Here is a 17,522-nt window from a genome sequence, read left to right on the forward strand (position 1 = left end):
CCTTTGAGGGTATTTACCTCTACAATTGTCCTTCTTATGCCGTTAAGAACAAAATTGAACTTTTATTATAAAAGAATATCAATAACATTGTTTGCGGTATTCAATCTTATAAACCTTTAACCATAGCTAATGAAACGTAACTACTACATTGTAGCCCTGATCATGCTGATCTTCTTCGTGATCTCCTTTTTGACCAATGTGATCGGTCCGCTGATACCGGATATCATAAAAGTATTCAATTTAAGTTACACATTGGCAGGCGTACTTCCACTGGCATTCTTTATAGCTTATGGTGTTATGTCGGTACCATCGGCTATTATGCTGGAAACATTTAAAGAGAAAAAGATCATGGTGGCGGCGTTTATCGTCGCGTTTTTAGGCTCGTTGTTGCTGGCTATGGAGCCCAATTATCTGAGCGCTATCATTTCCTTATTCCTGATAGGTTGCGGTATGGCTATGCTGCAGGTAGTCATCAATCCGCTGTTACGCACATCAGGCGGCGAAGAGAATTATGCTTTTACCTCGGTACTGGCGCAATTGATATTCGGACTGGCATCTTTCCTGAGCCCGCTGGTATACTCTTATATGGTTAAAGCATTGAAAGAGAATAATAGCGACGGTATTATGGGTTTACTGCATTCATTGGTGCCAGCCAATTTACCCTGGATATCATTGTATTGGCTTTTCGCGGTGATATGTCTGGCTATGGTTCTGTTACTGGTATTTACGAAATTCCCTAAGGTGGAGTTAAAAGAAGACGAGCAGGTGGGATCTTTACAAACCCATTTCGCTTTGTTTAAACAGCCTATAGTTATCCTGTTTTTAATAGCCATGTTTTGTTATGTGGGCACAGAGCAGGGCATCGCCAATTGGATCTCCCAATTCTTGAAAACTTATCATGATCTCGACCCTCAAACAAAGGGGGCGGATACGGTAGCTTATTTCTGGGGACTGATGACTGCAGGCGGGATCCTGGGCCTGTTTTTATTGAAAATTATGGATAGCCGTAAAGTACTGATCAGTTTTACCGTATTGGCTTTGGTTTGCTTAACAGTGGCCTTATTCGGGCCAACCAGTGTGGCTTTAATCGCGTTTCCGCTGGTAGGTTTCTTCGCTTCGGTGATGTATCCTATTATATTTTCACTGGCGCTTAATTCTATCAATAAAGATCATGGCTCATTTGCAGGGTTGTTGGTTACGGCCATTATTGGTGGTGCCATCATACCACCGGTTATCGGTTTACTGGGCGACGCGTTCGGTTTGCGGGCAGGCATGTTCTTTTTGTACATCACCTTGGGGTACATTTTAAGCGTAGGCTTTTGGGCAAAACCGCTCATTACTAATAAAACTATCGACATAAAAAAGAAAGCTACTCATGAATAATATTAAAGTTATAGGAATAGATCTGGGGGCTACCAATATACGCGGCGCTGTAGTAAGTAATAACTCCTTGTCGGCTATTGTATCGCAAAAAATAAAAAGTGATGGATCTGTTGAGGATGTAATGAATGATATATACCAGGTAGTTGACGCCCTGTTAAAAAATGACCAGGTGGCCGCCATTGGCATAGGTGTACCCAGTGTGGTTGATGTTGCCGAAGGGATTGTATATGATGTTCAATACATTCCATCGTGGAAAGAGGTGCATTTAAAGAAACTAATGGAAAAGCGTTATGACATACCTGTTTATGTAAATAACGATGCCAATTGCTTTGCTGTAGGCGAATATTACTTCGGTAAAGGGAACAATGTAGATTCGATGATCGGCTTAACGCTGGGTACGGGTTTAGGAGCTGGTATCATGATCAACAAACGCTTGTACCCTGGTTTTAACTGCGGAGCGGGCGAATTTGGTTTATTTCCGTACCTGGATAACATACTGGAGTTTTACAGCAGCGGGTCTTTCTTCAGCAATGTGTATGGTTTAGATGGAGTACAGGTGTTTGAAGATGCTAAAAAAGGTGATGGCCAGGCATTAAAACTATATGGCGAGTTGGGTACGCATATTGGCCATGCTATAAAACAGGTGATGTATGCTTATGACCCGCAACTGATCGTACTGGGTGGTTCTGTGCGGCATGCCTATGCGTTTTTCCAACAGACCATGTGGCAGGAGATCAAAACATTCGCCTATACCAAAACTGCCGAACGGATCAGGGTGGAGGTATCTGAACTGGAAAATAGCGGTATTATAGGTGCTGCTGCCTTGTATTATGATAATCAACAATAAAATATAACTCTTACTATGAAAAAATTCATGCTCACGCTGATCTTGCCTTTGTGTTTTCAGCATGCATTTAGCCAGGCCCGGCAGGAAAACTTCCAGCTTATCCTGAAAGATGACTGGAAAATGCAATCGGCAGTGACCGATGCTTCATCAGCAGATAAAATTTCGAAAGAGAATTACGATACCCAAAGCTGGTACAAAGTAAGCGTACCCACTACAATAGTGGCCGGACTGCTGGCCAATAAGGTTTATGATTTTGACCCTTTCATGGGCCGTAACTTAAAAAAGCTCAGTGATCCCAAGCTGGATAAACCCTGGTGGTTCCGTCGGGAGTTTACTTTGCCTGCAGCCGAGAATGGCAAAAATGTGATCCTGCGTTTGCATGGTATCAACTATAAGGCGAACATATGGCTTAACGGCGTAAAAATTGCCGATTCGACTCAAACCAAAGGACCTTTCCGCATCATTCAACTGGATGTGACCAAACACATCAATTATACCGGTAACAATGTGCTGGCCCTCCAAATAACACGACCGTTTACACCCAACAAGGCTAAAGGCGATCTGGCCATTGATTATGCCGACTGGATCCCATATCCGCCTGATTATAACGGCGGTATCGTGAACAATGTAGAGATCAAAACTTATGATAAAGTAGGGGTACAGTATCCGCTGGTGACTACCCGTTTTGATCTGCCGTCATTGGCCGTAGCGCATTTATATGTTGATGCACAGGTAACTAATTATACCAATACCGCGCAGGATGCGGTGATTAAAGGGCAGATCAATAGTGATGTAAGCTTTGAACAAAAGGTGCATTTACTGCCCCATGAATCAAAAAACGTAGATTTTAGTCCGGAGATTTATAAACAGCTCAATATTAAAAATCCACGGATCTGGTGGCCATGGCAATATGGCAAAGCCGAGCTGAACCGGGTTGAACTATCGGCAGTGGTAGGAGGCAAGGTAAGTAATGCGCTTTGGGAAAAATTTGGTATCCGCCAAATGGACTCTAAGCTGATCGACAATGAATCAAGAGAGTTTATTGTTAACGGTAAATCTATCCTGATCCGCGGCGCGGCATGGTCGCCGGATATTTTTCAGCGCCGTTCGCCCGAAAGGCAAGAACAAGAAGTGAAGCTGGTGCGTGATATGAATATGAATATCATTCGCTCCGAAGGTAAAATGGAGGATGATAACTTTTATGATCTGTGCGATCAGTACGGTATGCTGGTGATGACCGGCTGGATGTGCTGTGGGGTATGGCAACATCCCGAACACTGGGACGCGACCGAACGCAAGGTAGCTATGGCATCTGATAGTAGTGTAATGTTTTGGCTGCGCAACAAAGCCAGCCTGATGGTGTGGCTCAATGGCAGCGATATGCCCCCAACAGATACCTCGGTTGAGCGTGATTACCTAAAGATCGAGAAAACGCTAAAATGGCCAAATCCTATACTTTCAACGGCAAATGAAACTAAATCAAAAGTATCAGGCTTTAGCGGGGTAAAAATGGCCGGCCCTTATGAATGGGTACCGCCTATATATTGGGAGACAGACGCCACACACAAATTTGGCGGTACCTGGAGTTTCGCTACAGAAATATCGCCTGGTCCGTCTATACCTCCATACGAGAGTCTGATCAAATTTATACCTAAAGATTCTTTATCAACCAGTTCACCGGCATGGCTATACCATTGCGGTACCGGATCATTCGGGACTACAAAAGTGTTTGACAAAGCCCTGGCTGCCCGTTATGGCGAGTCAACCGCTATCAAAAACTATATAGCTAAAGCACAAGCCCAAAACTATGAGGCACACCGTGCCATGATGGAGGCTTACGGCTTTAAAAAATACAATACGGCCACAGGTGTTGTACAATGGATGCTGGCTAACCCATGGCCGGGATTGATTTGGCATACTTACGATTATTACCTGTATCCGGCGGGTACTTACTTTGGTATGAAAAAATCGATGGAGCCCTTGCATGTCATGTATTCCTACAAATCAAACGCGGTGGGTGTTATCAACTCTTATCTTAAAAAGTTCAGTGGTTTGCAGGTAAAGGCTACGGTTTATAATATTGACGGTACTTTGAAATTTACCAAAACCGCTCCGGTAAGTATAGAAGCTGATGCCTCCAAAGCGATATTCGCATTACCTGCTATTACAGGGTTGTCGCCGGCTTATTTTGTGCGCTTGCAGCTGACCGATAGTCGTGGCAAGGTAGAGAGCATTAACTGGTACTGGCTGTCGCAAAAAACAGAAGTGCTGAACTGGAAAAAATCAACCTGGTTCACCACACCAGAATCTGCTTATGCTGATTATACGGCTTTGCAGCAGATCCCTAAAACAGCGCTTAAATTGAGCCACGTTCAGGAAGACAGCAAGGGCGATAGCACCACACATGCGATAACCATTACCAACACAGGGAAATCAGTTGCCTTTTTTGTACATCTGCGGGCATTGAAAGGTAAGGATGGTGATGATATATTGCCGGTCATATTCAGCGATAATTATATTTCTCTGGCACCCGGTGAAACAAGGGTGATCAAATGTACTTATAGCAATAAAGACGCAGCGGGTACAACGCCCTATTTCCTGTCTTCTGCCTGGAATATAGATGCTGTTAAAAGTAAGGGCGATGAGCAGGCCGGTTTTGAGGAGGGGTTGCCGGTTAATTAAGCCTGAAAATATAAAATTTGTCATCCTGAATTATAGAGCCGGAGGGACTATGAAGGCGAGACGTTGGCAAGAGATATAAAACTTACGAAATTTTAAAAATTTCGTAAGTTTTATACGTTGAGATTTAACACGTCATGGATAGCTTAAAAGCCGCTATCGTCTAACGCGAAAGTATTTTTGCGGTCTTTCCATTTTCCTTTGGTAAAATCAGGGAATTCCAGGGTTTTGCCTTCTTTTACCGATTGGGTTGATAATGGTGCTATTACGCTCATGGTAACCGAATCATACACATCAATAGGGGTTTGGCGCTTGTGTTTTACCGATTCGATAAAGGCGTTAAACACAAACCAGTCCATACCGCCATGCCCGGCACCAGCAGCTTCGGCATCGTGTTTTTTCCAAAGCGGGTGGTCATATTTTTCAAACCATTCTTTTGCCGGATCCCAGCTATCATCCTCTTTTGATTTGTGGTCGATATAAATGGATTTGTTTACATCCATCCAAATGCCTTTGGTGCCCTGAACCCGGAAACCTAATGAATACGGACGAGGCAAATGTGTATCATGCGATAACAGAACGGTTTCGCCATTGGCACAGTTGATCATGGTGGTGGTTACATCTCCATTTTTATAGTTGATCTTAGCATTTGGGTGACCCGGAGAAAGCTCCTCTATATAAGCAGCCAAACCACGCGCTTTTGAACTGAATGAAACCAGGCTTGTAAACCTGTTACCGCTGTTAATATCAATATAATGCATCACCGGTCCGGCGCCGTGGGTAGGGTACAGGTCGCCGTCACGGTCAATGTTAAACTGGGTGCGCCATTGGGCTTCACTTAGCGCTTTTGCGCCGTATTCAACGCCCTTGCCCCCGTAGCGGCCTTTGCCATCATTAAATAAAACATCCCGAAGGTTATGCTGATAGCCGCCTTCCAAATGTATTAATTCGCCAAATAAACCCTGCCTAACCATGTTTAGCGCAGCCATTACATCCCGGCGGTAGCATACGTTTTCAAGGGTCATATAGGGAATGCCCGTTTTTTCGGATGTTTTAACAATGTCCCAATGTTCATCAACGGTTAAGCCTGCAATTACTTCGCAGCCTACATATTTACCAGCTTTCATGGCATCAATGGATTGCTGATAGTGAAACTGCCATGGTGTAGCTATAATTACCGCATCAATATCATTTCTTTCGAGCAGTTTTTTGTAAGCATCAATACCACCAGTGTACTCTTTGGCTGCCGGCCGGCCTTTTTTGGCTAAAAATTCCCGGCAGATGTTCAGGGAGTGTTCCTGTGTATCGCATATAGCAACAATCTCTACATCGTCGCGCAGGGCACCTTCAGAGATATGACTCATGCCGCGGGCTCCAACCCCAATATAGCCAAGCCGTACTTTACCGGTATCTTTGGCAAATAAACTGCCTGTCGGCAATATGGTAAACCCTGCTGCAGCTATCGCGCTGCTTTTTACAAATGTTCTTCTGTCCATTTATGTTATTGTTTGATAATGATTTATTTGTTTGAACGGATGATTTGGTTTATAATCCTGTATCGGGATTGAAGTTAATGATCATATTTATGAAATCGACACATCAACCACCTCTAATACACCGCAAACGTTTGATACGGTTAGTCATTCACCCCAAATTCAAACACGGTACGGCTCTTAAACCGTTCGCCCGGATTTAACAGCGTACTCGGGAAATGGGGCTTATTCGGAGCATCCGGATAATGCTGGGTTTCCAGGCATAGCCCGCTCCTGAAGGGGTAACTGCTTTTTTGTTTACCGGTAATGGTTTCGTCTAAAAAATTTCCCGTATAAATATGTATGGCGGGTTCGGTAGTAAAAACGTTTAATGTTCTTTTGCTGATAGGTTCAAAAACGGTGGCAGCCAGTTTTAACTCATCCGAATCCTGTTTTTTTACCACCCAGGAATGATCGTATCCGCGGCTCAGTATCAACTGGGCATTATCCTCATTGATGCGTTCACCAATGGCAGTAGGTTCTATAAAATCAAATGGGGTGTCGCTTACCGGAGTAAGGGTACCTTCGGGTACCTGCATGGCATTTACAGGTAGGTAATATGTTAAGGGTAATTGAAGTTGATGATCTAATATCGATCCCGCGTTATGTCCGGCCAGGTTAAAATAAGCATGCTGTGTTAAATTGATAAGCGTTGACTGATCAGTTACGCCATCAAAATCAACTATTAAGTGGTTCTGGTTATTAAGAGTATAAGTAACTGTGGTAGTCAGGTTGCCGGGGAAACCTTCCTCGCCATCTTCACTCATGTACTCCAGTATAACACCCACACCATCTTCATTGGTAAACGACTGTGGTTTCCATACCTTTTTATTAAAGCCAACCTTGCCTCCGTGGTGATGAAAACCGCCATCTTTAACCGTAAGTTGATGTTTTGTACCGTTAATGACCACCTTGCCGCCGGCTATACGGTTGGCAAAGCGGCCAACTACTGTACCAATATAAAACTGATCGTCAATATAGCCCTGTAAATCATCATATCCAAGTACAACATCGGCCATGTTACCCGCATGATCGGGTACGGATAAAGATTGAATAGCGGCGCCAAAATTAGTAAGCGATACCTTTACACCGTTACTATTGGTTAACTGGTAAATAAATATCTGCTGACCGTTAAACTCACCCCAATTATTTTGACTGATGGTGTATTTCATGTGATGATATACTTTAAATAGAATAACGGAAATTAGTGTTTTGATTGATAACACAGCCTAAATACGCGCACAAAATATCACGCAAACGTTTACAATATGCGCGCCTTATCATGATTGTTTGTACCGGCTTTACAATATCATACCCCCTGATGAAGTGGGGATACCCATCCTGATTTATTAATCAGGTGAGATGTGCGATCAAGTAATATTTTAAAACATTAACGTTATAAATATTATTTCTATTGGTAATGGTCTTTTATTAAGTTAATTAGCTTGCATATAATAAAAGATACACAAACGTTTGCGCTTACTTTTTCATAAGTAATTAATTACGTTTGGCTAAAATTTGCTTAAATGATGCTTGACCAGATCCTGGAAGTATACGGACTTGATACTACTAACTATAACGTTAAAAGTTTTGGCACAGGATTGATCAATCATACCTGGAAGGTTAACGGCCCCGAAAATTATATTCTTCAGCGTATTAATCCTTATGTTTTTAAAGAGCCGGAAGCTATTGCGGAAAATATGGCCCTACTGGCCGATTATCTTAAGCAAACCAGCCCTGATTACCTTTTTGTGGCCCCAATATCCACTTTACAAGGTGAGCGTATGGCCGCAATCAATAACAAAGAGTACTACCGTCTTTTCCCTTTTATTGACAACTCAGTAACCATTACCGAAATAAAAAATCAACAGGAGGCATTTGAGGCAGCCAGGCAATTTGGGCAATTCACCTATTTACTGCGAGACTTTGATCTGGAAAAACTGCATTATACTTTGCCCCAATTTCATGATCTTAAACTGCGGTTTGATCAGTTTAAGGAAGCTTGTTCAATAGCAGGGGCCGACAAGCTGGCTATAGCCGCTACGGCCATCAATGACATTTATAAGTACCAGAATATATTATTTACCTATATACAACTGATCGATCGTCAATTGCTGCCATTGCGGGTTATACACCATGATACCAAGATCAGTAACGTGTTATTTGACCAGGATAATAAGGGCTTATGCGTGATCGATCTGGATACGGTAATGCCTGGTTATTTCCTAAGTGATGTGGGGGATATGCTGCGCACCTACCTTTCGCCGGCCAATGAAGAAGAACGCGATTTTTCAAAGATCCAGATCAATGAAGAGTGTTTTTATGCTATTTATAAGGGATATATTTCGGCCATGGGACCGGCTCTCACACCAGCGGAGAAAGAATATTTTACTTACTCGGGCAAATACATGATCTATATGCAGGTACTCCGGTTTCTGACCGATTTTTTAAATGACGATATTTATTACCATACTACTTATCCCTTACAAAACCTGGTGAGAGCGCAAAATCAGTTAGCGTTGCTTGAGCAGTTTACCCGATCGGAAAAGAGGTTTAAAAAGTTTATTGAATACTTTAGCTTTAAACATGATAAAATAGTGAACTAACGCAAGAGCAAGTTATTATCCTTAGTAAAAAGGAAGCTGTTCCCGCAATTTAGGAAACAGCCTTTTATTTTGATCTATCGATGTTAAGTCGGGATTTAGTTGCAATTAGAAATCAGCGATCTCTGGGCTTTTCAAAATGGTAATAGCTTAATGAGCTGGCTCCCCGGCAGATAACAGGATACCTTCATGCGCGTTCTCTACACCATTGGCAAAACCGTTGTGATTGATGAACATTTTTTCGTTTTCGATCATAAAATGGGCCCCGTCGACCTTGAAATTTCCTTTAATAGTTAATACCGCGTCTGGTTGTTGCACACCTATTTCATTCACAATATGACTGCCTAATCCATGAAACTCATGCTCATTTAACTGGTAAACATCTAATACAGGTTCATGATGACCGGTTTGAAACACCCAAACCCGATTGGCATCTGTTTCCACATGAACAGTTGAGGGGCCGCTCTCCAGCCGGTTTTCCTTTATTTTGATGACCTCGCCTGTTAAGGTGGTGATGTTGGCATCGATAACGAGTGAGCGGTCTTCCGAGCCCCGTTGATGGTTATAAAATGAAAGTACCTTTAAAAATTCGGTGTTTTTATCACCGTCTGTGTAAGTAAGGGTGTTTTGGCGGCTTAAAAATATGCTGGTACCAAAAATAAATGCATGTTTCATAACGGTATTAATTGTTTGGTTTAATTGATTAATTATTGAACGTACGATGTGCATCAAATGTTTTAATAATGAGTAACTTATAAGCAAAAGCAAACAACTTTGTTATCCCGCTGACCATATCCGGGAAAATGGCGATATTACTGCCGATTCTTAATTTTTAGTGTTCTGTTGTAGTAACCTATTACATTATGAAAAGAAAAACATTTATTCAATTAAGCACTACCTTAATGGCTACACCGCTATTGTCATCATTGGAGGGATGGGCCCAGGCCCCGCGTTTAAAAAACTGGGCCGGTAACCTTACTTTCAGCACCGATCATGTATTTTATCCCAAATCGGTTCAGGAAGTTCAGCAGTTGGTTAAAACGCATACCAAGCTTAAGGTATTGGGCACAAGACATTGTTTTAATACCATTGCCGATAGTAAAGATAATCTGCTCTCTACCAAAGAGCTCAATAAGGTTATAAGTCTCGATAAAAAAGCCCATACCGTTACGGTTGAAGGCGGCATTAAATACGGTGAACTGGCGCCATATCTGCATAAAGAGGGTTTCGCTTTGCATAATCTGGCCTCCTTACCTCATATTTCGGTAGCAGGATCCATCACTACGGCTACACATGGCTCCGGTGTTAAAAATGGCAACCTTTCCAGCGCGGTTACCGCTCTGGAAATCGTAAAAGCAGATGGCAGCATTGTTCATCTGTCCAAAGCCGCGGATGCCGAAAAACTGAACGCGGCCGTGGTTGGTCTTGGTGCCCTGGGCGTTATCACTAAAGTAACCTTACAGGTGGAACCAACCTACATGATGCAGCAACGGGTATTTACCCATATGCCTATGGCACAGGTAAAGCAAAACTTTGAAAAAATAGTATCTGCCGGCTACAGCGTTAGTTTATTTACCGACTGGCAGCAGGATAGCATTAATGAGGTCTGGATAAAAAGTCGCATCGGTACAGATAAAGACCACAACGGCCCGGAGTTTTACGGCGCTAAAGCGGCTACAAAAAATGTGCACCCCATTATCGCGCTTTCTGCCGAAAATTGTACCGAGCAAATGGGTGTACCCGGACCCTGGTATGAGCGCCTGCCGCACTTTAAGATGGGTTTTACCCCCAGCAGCGGTAAAGAACTGCAATCGGAGTATTTTGTGCCGATACATCACGCTGTGGAGGCTATAACCGCCGTATCGCGTTTGGGTAAACAAATAGGTCCGCATTTGTTTATCACCGAGATCCGCACCATAGCAGCCGACAAATTATGGATGAGCCCATGTCATAACCAAACCTCGGTTGCCATTCACTTTACCTGGAAACAGGAAGCGGCAGCAGTGCTAAAATTACTGCCGCTCATCGAAAAAGAACTTTCGCCATTTAACGCGCGGCCGCATTGGGGCAAAATATTTACCATGGCGCCCAAAGTACTGGATTCGCGCTATGAAAAACTGAACGACTTTAAAAAGCTGGTAGCGGAGTTTGATCCCCAAGGAAAGTTTAGAAATGACTTTTTGAGTAAGGAGATATATGGGTAGGTTAATAATAAAATGAGTGTCATGCTGCCCCGTCGAAGCATGATGGCAGGCTTCTGCGCGCGACCCTTCGACAAGCTTAGGGTGACAGGCCACTTTTAACACTCGCCTATCCAGGCGTCCACGCCTGGATATTGTTTTAGGTAAGCGTCCACGCTTGCAGTTATTAAAAGTAAGCGTGGACGCTTACCTTAGTATGGTTCAAGCGTGGACGCTTGAACCGGCGGGGGAAATCTTTTACGCGAGGCTTATCAATCGTAAAAGATTTCTCTCTCCGTTCGAAATGACATTGGGTTTTATGAAGGTATTGAATTTATAATTCAAAATGGGTTAATTCCCCTTTGAAGGTAACTAATTCTGGCGTTTACAAATGATGACAAGCTAGCTTCTAAATTTGTTAATCTGGGGTAATCTGGATCTAAGTTTTTATCTAAATCAGCTTGATATACTATTGGATCATCTACTTCTTCATCCAAATACACAAATAAAAAAATAGAGCTTCCTCTATGCACATCTATCACAAAGAAAGGTCGTGTAATGATGTTGAGACTCCGGTCTACTAACCAGCCCCGGGCATCGTCCTGCATTTCTTCCTGATTTTCATTCAACCCATAATCCAAAACGTAACAATCCTGGCCAGCAATGAACAACAGTTCTCTCAAGGAGGTAGGGAATTGATTGCCGCTATTATAAGTAGTTTCTAAACTGATGATCTCATCAATAGTTAGTGGTTTAAGAACAAAAGAATGATCACGTCCATCAGCCATATCACCTGCTGTTGGCCTAATTACAGGGTTATTATTTAGTACGGTTTGATATTTTATTTCCATAAATCAATTTATGTTAGCGGGTGTCATGCTGAGCTCCGTCGAAGCATGGTGGGCAGGCCTCTGCGCGCGCGCCTTCGACAAGCTCAGGGTGACAGGCCTTTTTGTTATTCTTATGACAGCTTTATCTTATCCCACAACTTACACTCCACCACCTGGGCTATTACCTGTTCACGGTAATTGCGACTGATGGGAATACGGTGAGTTTGGATAAAGATCTCGTTGCCTTCCAGTCCCTCTATTTTACTGATGGACACAATGTATGATTTGTGCACGCGAATAAAAGCCCGGCTGTCCAGGTTCTGCTCCAGGTTTTTGAGGTTCAGCAGTGTCATATATTTGCCTTTTACCGTGTAAATGCTTACATAGTTCTGCATGCCCTCAACATACAAAATATCGTCAAAATAGATCTTTTCGTATTTGTTACCGCATTTGATAAAGAAATAGTCGGCATCAGGTTCTTCTTTCTGAATACCGCTTTGGGCCGATTGGGTAAGCAGCCGGTGATAATCTTTGGCTTTGTTGGCTGATTTAAAGAAGCGATCAAACGTAACTGGTTTCAATAAATAATCAAGCACATTAAGCTGGAAACCTTCCAGTGCGTAACTGGGGTATGCGGTGGTAATGATAACCATGGGCGGATTCTGCACGATCTTTAAAAAATCGATACCATTCATTTTAGGCATCTGTATATCCAAAAATATCAGGTCGACAGGGTGCTCATCCAACAGTTTCATCAGCGCGATCGGGTTTTCGCAGGTGCCTGTCAACTGCAAAAAATCAACCTCCCTTACATAGTTGGCCAGGCCTTCCCGGGCCAGCGGTTCATCATCTATAATTACACAATTGATCATCTTTGTTTTTTTGAGCAAAGATTTATGGAGCAAGGAACAAGGACTTTTTTCGTCTTCTTTGTTCCCAAAATCCTTATTCCTTGCTTTTCCTATCCTTGTTCCAAAAGTCCTTGCTCTTTGTTCTTTCTATCTTTGCTCCAATAGTCCTTGCTCCTTGCTCCAAAATTCCTTGTTCTCAAATCCCAGCTCACTTAGTTTTAGTTGCAGTTTTATCTCAAAACAATTGTCGTTATGCTGTATGTCAAGCTGGTATTGGCCGGGGTAAACCAGGTCGAGCCGGCGTTGTACATTTTTTAAACCAATGCCGCCATAGCTCACCGCCTCGGTTACTTCATCGGGCGATGTACTATTACTAATGAGCAGATCCAACTGCCTTTCGCTGGTGCTCAGTTTGATGCTGATCCAGTTAGGGGCATTGCTGTGTTTAGATACGTGCTTAAAGGCATTCTCCACAAAAGTCATCAATATAAACGGCGCTATACCCAAATATTCGGTGTTGGGTTGTTCAACTTCAAATATCACCTCCACATTATTATTCTGACGGAGTTTTTCCAGCTCGATAAAATTTTTCAGGTAGGTGATCTCCTTGTCGAGCGAGATCTGTTGATCGTTACATTCATATAGCTGGTATCGCAGCAGGCCAGAAAATTTGGCCAGCGAATCGGAAGCCATATCCGGGTTTTTGTGGATGAGGAAAAAGATAGAATTGATACTGTTGAACAAGAAGTGTGGATTAAACTGGTATTTTAAAAATTTGAGTTCGGTTTCCAGCTTTTCTTTTTCCATGATCTGTTGCTTCCGTTCGGCCTGGATCCAGTTTTTGGTTAATTTGATGCTCATCGCCAGCGTCATACTGGCTAAAGTGGATGGGAGTGAGGTATTAAAGAAATGAAAAAAGCTGCCAGCCTCGGCGCCAAACATTTTTGTTATGGTGCAATGGGCCAAAAACGCACTTAAATAATACCCGGTATTGATTAACGACGAGGCACATATAATAGTAATAGCCAGATAAATAACATACTCCGTAAGCCTGTTTTTTTCCAGGAAACGGGGAATGAGGAAATATAGATTAAAATATACCGCGAGTGCCTGGAAGATCACATAAAAAAGGATCTTGACTGTGTATGCCGAAAAAAACATGGAGCTGGCAGCCGCCAAAGGATCACCAACGGCAATTACCCACCAAAAATAATGGTAAACACACCAAAACGGAATGTGGTACAGCTTGTATTTAAACAACCAGTTCTGGTTTAATTTATCGGTTGTTAATGTGTTCATTTTGGTTTCAATACCAACTTTTATGAAGTTCGGTTTTTTATCAACAGCCCGTCTATCTGTTAGGCTGAAGCCTTGTTTTTGCAATCAATTATCCGTTGGCTAAAGCCAACGGCAATGAATTATTTAATTTTTCATTGCCGTCCCTTTTAAGGGACGGATAAAAATATATTAGCTGCCAATGGCTTTAGCCCCAATAACCCATTTGTAAAAATTGATTACTCGTTTTATGTGATATATAGTTTTACCCACCTTTACTCAAGGGTGTTTATTATTTAAAGATACGTAATTACCGCTATTGATGCATCTCCTGATACATGAACGACACCAAGTAATTGACCACTTACAGTACCCAATGTATAAGCGGTAAATTAATCCCTTTCTGCTATGATTTTTATAGCTTTTACCCTGTTTGGTGTAGTTTATCAATTATAACAGGCCGCTGGTCATTCTCATTTTCCTCTTATCTGTCCCAGTCATTTCTTTGAACCGGATAAATAAACCAAGCCGCGGAATCGACTCGCCCGGTCTACGCTTCGCTGGACCACCCTCTCTGCGGCTTTGCCGCAAAGAGGGTGGAAAAATCCCCTCTATGCGCGAAGCGGAGAGAGGGGTGACGAGCGTAGCGATGTCGGGGTGAGTCGATACGAAATGGCCAGTATTAACGAAAACTATTGCCAATGAAAACCCTCTGTTTGAATATTTTAACCTTTCTGCTGCTACAAAATGCCTTTGGGCAGATAAGCGGGAAACTCGTCACCACTGATGGCAAGTCGCTCATGTTTGCTAATGTGTCGCTGCTCAAAGCCGCTGATACATCGGTAGTACAAAGTACGCAAACCAATGAGGATGGTATTTACCGGATAGAAAACGTGCCGGCAGGGACTTATAAACTCCGGCTCAGCAGTGTCGGTTATCAAACCTGGGATTCCCCTGTTTTTGAGATCAACGCTCACTCTGCCAATAAAGATCTTGGTACTACCATGATGCAGGAAAGTACCCGGCAATTAGGCGAGGTAGTGGTGAGAGCCAGTAAACCCTTGTATCAGCAGCGTCCCGACGGTATAGTGGTAAATGTAGAAAGCAGCTTAATGACCAAGGGGAGCAGCGCCCTGCAGGTTTTAGAGCGATCGCCGGGTGTGATTATCGATCACAGGAACAACAACATCAATTTAAACGGTAAAGGCGGGGTAATGGTGATGATGGATGGCAAACTGATGCGCATGCCGATGGATCAGGTGGTAAATATGCTGAGCGGCATGAGCGCCTCCAATATTGAAAAAATAGAATTACTAAGCACACCGCCTGCGGGCTATGATGCCGAAGGCAGTGCAGGTATTATCAACATTGTAACCAAAAAGAATAAGAAACAGGGTACCAATGGCTCGTTTTCTGCAACTGGCGGTTATGGTTGGGGCGAAAAGGGTATGGCCAGCCTGAACCTGGCACATAATACAAAAAATGTGAATTTATATGGCGCGTACACCTTTTCGCACGACAGAACTTATACCGATCTGTTTATTACCAGCAGTCAAAACATGCCTTTCCTGGGTGGTGATGTAGCGGTTGTTTTTGATAGCTATGCCAAACGCGTACAGAACGATCATAACGCCAATGTAGGGGTGGATATAAAACTCAATACAAAAACCACCCTAAGCGGTAATTTTACCTATAATACCAGCAGTGCAGCCCTTACAACTACAAATCATGCCGGCTATAACGTATTGCCCGATTCTTTACTGATGTATAATGGCTTGAACACCTCGCAAAACCGCTGGAACAACCTGGTGAGTTCAATCAGTATCGACAGGCAAATAAACACCAACGATAAGATTAGCTTCGACGCGGATTATATTTATTACCATAACGATAACCCATCGCAGGTACAAACAACCTTTGTGAATAAACATGGGCAGGTGGCGGGGACAAACGATAGTTTGAACTCGCCACAACAGCGGGGTTTTGCTGCTACAACTATTAGAGTAGGGGTAGCCAAGGTTGATTATGCCAAACAGCTTAATCCTAAACTGAAATTGGAAACCGGCATCAAGGGAACCTATACCACCAGTTCCAGTTCATCGGGCCTTGAAAGCCTGCTGGATAATACCTGGGTTAAAAGAACAGAATCGGCCAATGAGATTTATATGAAGGAAGGGATCGGGGCGGCTTACGCTTCCTTTAATGCGGAGATAACGCCCTCTACGAAACTAACTGTAGGGGCAAGGTACGAATACTCCTACACCAACATGACCGATCCTAACACGGGTAAAAGCCTGGTTAACCGTAAGCTGGGCGTATTGTTCCCCACTATATTATTTTCGAAAAAACTAAGTGAAAATGCCGAACTGCAATTGTCCTATAGCAAACGGATCAGTCGCCCTACTTATAACGACCTGGCATCGTACGTTGGCTACAGCGACCCCACGGCGGTGTATACCGGCAATCCTTTCCTGAAACCAACCATCACCAATAACATTAAACTGGGTTATAATTACCGCGACTATTCATTCTCCCTGCTTTACAGTCGCGATGATAACCCCATAGCGCGTTACCAGCTCAGTACAGGACCGTCAAAAGACCTGTTGTATATATCGCCCCAAAACCTAAACTATCAGAACAACTTCACTTTTCAGGCAAACCTGCCTTTTAAGGTAAGCAACTGGTGGGACATGACCTACAGTTTTACAGGAGGACTGAGCCAGTTTAAAGGGGACGGCTATTCGGTATTTCCATTCCAGAAGAGCTATTTTATTTATACGTTTAACTTTAATGAATCATTTAAATTACCGAAAAAGTATTCATTCGAGCTTTCGGGCTGGTACAATTCGCAATGGTATAACGGTACCACAAAGATAAATGGTCTGGGCTCCCTCAATGTGGGCATCAAAAAGGAATTGAACAATAATGGAGGGAGTTTCCAACTTTCTGTAGCCGATATTTTAAGGAGCATACGCGTGCATGTTTATTATGGTACCTTAACGCAGGAGCCTTTTAATATCAAAAGCTACGTGGATGTACATACGGAATCAAGCAAGTTCCCCATCATCAAACTGACTTATTCCAAATCATTCGGCAGCACCCATGCAAGTGGACAGGCTAAACAGACTACCGGTGACGAAAGAGACAGGCTGCGGAAGGATTAGGGGGGATTTTTGGAGCAAAGATTTATGGAGTAAGGAACAAGGACAGAAAGAGCAAGGACAAGGAGAACAAAGAACAAGGATCTTTGCCCAAAATCAAAAAATCCTTGCTCCTTGTTCTTTCTGTCCTTGTTCCTTACTCCCAAAGTCCAAAAAATCCTGTTGACATACTGCTGTCATT

The 17,522-nt window shown here is 43.0% G+C and carries 12 protein-coding genes; 6 read left to right on the top strand and 6 right to left on the bottom strand.

All coding sequences use genetic code 11. The features are described from left to right. Positions 1-129: 129 nt before the first annotated feature. Genes ACNURT_RS13055 through ACNURT_RS13065 form a run of 3 tightly spaced genes read left to right on the top strand, consistent with a single transcriptional unit; the run spans position 130 to position 4,912 of the window. Positions 130-1,383 carry a sugar MFS transporter gene (locus tag ACNURT_RS13055; RefSeq protein ID WP_419698033.1) on the top strand — a complete coding sequence of 418 codons (1,254 nt, stop codon included), beginning with the start codon at positions 130-132 and terminating at the stop codon, positions 1,381-1,383. Next, positions 1,376-2,230, top strand: coding sequence for an ROK family protein (locus ACNURT_RS13060; protein WP_419698034.1), 855 nt, complete (start codon positions 1,376-1,378; stop codon positions 2,228-2,230). Before ACNURT_RS13055 ends, ACNURT_RS13060 begins: the two co-directional genes overlap by 8 nt. A 15-nt stretch (positions 2,231-2,245) precedes the next feature. Beyond that, a complete protein-coding gene (locus tag ACNURT_RS13065; protein ID WP_419698035.1) occupies positions 2,246-4,912 on the top strand; it encodes a glycosyl hydrolase 2 galactose-binding domain-containing protein in 2,667 nt (888 codons plus the stop codon). Positions 4,913-5,055: 143 nt separating this feature from the next. Here ACNURT_RS13065 and ACNURT_RS13070 read toward each other — a convergent pair whose 3' ends face one another. Both ACNURT_RS13070 and ACNURT_RS13075 read right to left on the bottom strand, forming a co-directional pair. Then, positions 5,056-6,405: a Gfo/Idh/MocA family protein gene (locus ACNURT_RS13070; protein ID WP_370994367.1), complete on the bottom strand. Its 1,350-nt coding sequence runs from the start codon at positions 6,403-6,405 to the stop codon at positions 5,056-5,058. A 140-nt stretch (positions 6,406-6,545) separates the two neighbouring features. After that, positions 6,546-7,613 (bottom strand): aldose epimerase family protein, encoded by a 1,068-nt coding sequence (locus tag ACNURT_RS13075; RefSeq protein WP_419698036.1) that lies wholly within the window; start codon positions 7,611-7,613, stop codon positions 6,546-6,548. A 354-nt stretch (positions 7,614-7,967) separates the two neighbouring features. Between ACNURT_RS13075 and ACNURT_RS13080 the strand changes: the two genes are divergently transcribed. Next, entirely contained in the window at positions 7,968-9,047 is a 1,080-nt protein-coding gene (locus tag ACNURT_RS13080) for a phosphotransferase enzyme family protein (RefSeq protein ID WP_419698037.1), read from the top strand. A 147-nt stretch (positions 9,048-9,194) separates the two neighbouring features. Here ACNURT_RS13080 and ACNURT_RS13085 read toward each other — a convergent pair whose 3' ends face one another. After that, on the bottom strand, positions 9,195-9,719 hold the full coding sequence (locus ACNURT_RS13085) for a hypothetical protein (protein WP_419698038.1): 525 nt from the start codon (positions 9,717-9,719) through the stop codon (positions 9,195-9,197). 188 nt (positions 9,720-9,907) lie between these two features. Here ACNURT_RS13085 and ACNURT_RS13090 point away from each other — a divergent pair, with 188 nt between their 5' ends. After that, positions 9,908-11,248: an FAD-binding protein gene (locus ACNURT_RS13090; protein WP_419698039.1), complete on the top strand. Its 1,341-nt coding sequence runs from the start codon at positions 9,908-9,910 to the stop codon at positions 11,246-11,248. Between the two features lie 317 nt (positions 11,249-11,565). Here ACNURT_RS13090 and ACNURT_RS13095 read toward each other — a convergent pair whose 3' ends face one another. The 3 genes from ACNURT_RS13095 to ACNURT_RS13105 form a co-directional block, all read right to left on the bottom strand. Then, positions 11,566-12,075, bottom strand: coding sequence for a hypothetical protein (locus tag ACNURT_RS13095; RefSeq protein ID WP_419698040.1), 510 nt, complete (start codon positions 12,073-12,075; stop codon positions 11,566-11,568). A 110-nt stretch (positions 12,076-12,185) separates the two neighbouring features. After that, positions 12,186-12,926 (bottom strand): LytR/AlgR family response regulator transcription factor, encoded by a 741-nt coding sequence (locus ACNURT_RS13100; protein ID WP_419698041.1) that lies wholly within the window; start codon positions 12,924-12,926, stop codon positions 12,186-12,188. A 126-nt stretch (positions 12,927-13,052) separates the two neighbouring features. Next, positions 13,053-14,204: a sensor histidine kinase gene (locus ACNURT_RS13105; protein WP_419698042.1), complete on the bottom strand. Its 1,152-nt coding sequence runs from the start codon at positions 14,202-14,204 to the stop codon at positions 13,053-13,055. A 677-nt stretch (positions 14,205-14,881) separates the two neighbouring features. On the opposite strand from ACNURT_RS13105, the gene ACNURT_RS13110 reads away from it, so the two are divergent. After that, entirely contained in the window at positions 14,882-17,344 is a 2,463-nt protein-coding gene (locus ACNURT_RS13110; RefSeq protein WP_419698043.1) for a TonB-dependent receptor domain-containing protein, read from the top strand. Positions 17,345-17,522: the final 178 nt, after the last annotated feature.

Source organism: Mucilaginibacter sp. NFX135 (assembly GCF_048565145.1).
Classification (GTDB): domain Bacteria; phylum Bacteroidota; class Bacteroidia; order Sphingobacteriales; family Sphingobacteriaceae; genus Mucilaginibacter.

Bases quoted from the DNA above. Each gene is read 5' to 3' on its own strand.
- ACNURT_RS13085 (WP_419698038.1), bottom strand. From the start codon at position 9,719: ATGAAACATGCATTTATTTTTGGTACCAGCATATTTTTAAGCCGCCAA.
- ACNURT_RS13060 (WP_419698034.1), top strand. From the start codon at position 1,376: ATGAATAATATTAAAGTTATAGGAATAGATCTGGGGGCTACCAATATA.
- ACNURT_RS13090 (WP_419698039.1), top strand. From the start codon at position 9,908: ATGAAAAGAAAAACATTTATTCAATTAAGCACTACCTTAATGGCTACA.
- ACNURT_RS13110 (WP_419698043.1), top strand. From the start codon at position 14,882: ATGAAAACCCTCTGTTTGAATATTTTAACCTTTCTGCTGCTACAAAAT.
- ACNURT_RS13055 (WP_419698033.1), top strand. From the start codon at position 130: ATGAAACGTAACTACTACATTGTAGCCCTGATCATGCTGATCTTCTTC.
- ACNURT_RS13070 (WP_370994367.1), bottom strand. From the start codon at position 6,405: ATGGACAGAAGAACATTTGTAAAAAGCAGCGCGATAGCTGCAGCAGGG.
- ACNURT_RS13075 (WP_419698036.1), bottom strand. From the start codon at position 7,613: ATGAAATACACCATCAGTCAAAATAATTGGGGTGAGTTTAACGGTCAG.
- ACNURT_RS13080 (WP_419698037.1), top strand. From the start codon at position 7,968: ATGATGCTTGACCAGATCCTGGAAGTATACGGACTTGATACTACTAAC.
- ACNURT_RS13065 (WP_419698035.1), top strand. From the start codon at position 2,246: ATGAAAAAATTCATGCTCACGCTGATCTTGCCTTTGTGTTTTCAGCAT.
- ACNURT_RS13100 (WP_419698041.1), bottom strand. From the start codon at position 12,926: ATGATCAATTGTGTAATTATAGATGATGAACCGCTGGCCCGGGAAGGC.
- ACNURT_RS13095 (WP_419698040.1), bottom strand. From the start codon at position 12,075: ATGGAAATAAAATATCAAACCGTACTAAATAATAACCCTGTAATTAGG.
- ACNURT_RS13105 (WP_419698042.1), bottom strand. From the start codon at position 14,204: ATGAACACATTAACAACCGATAAATTAAACCAGAACTGGTTGTTTAAA.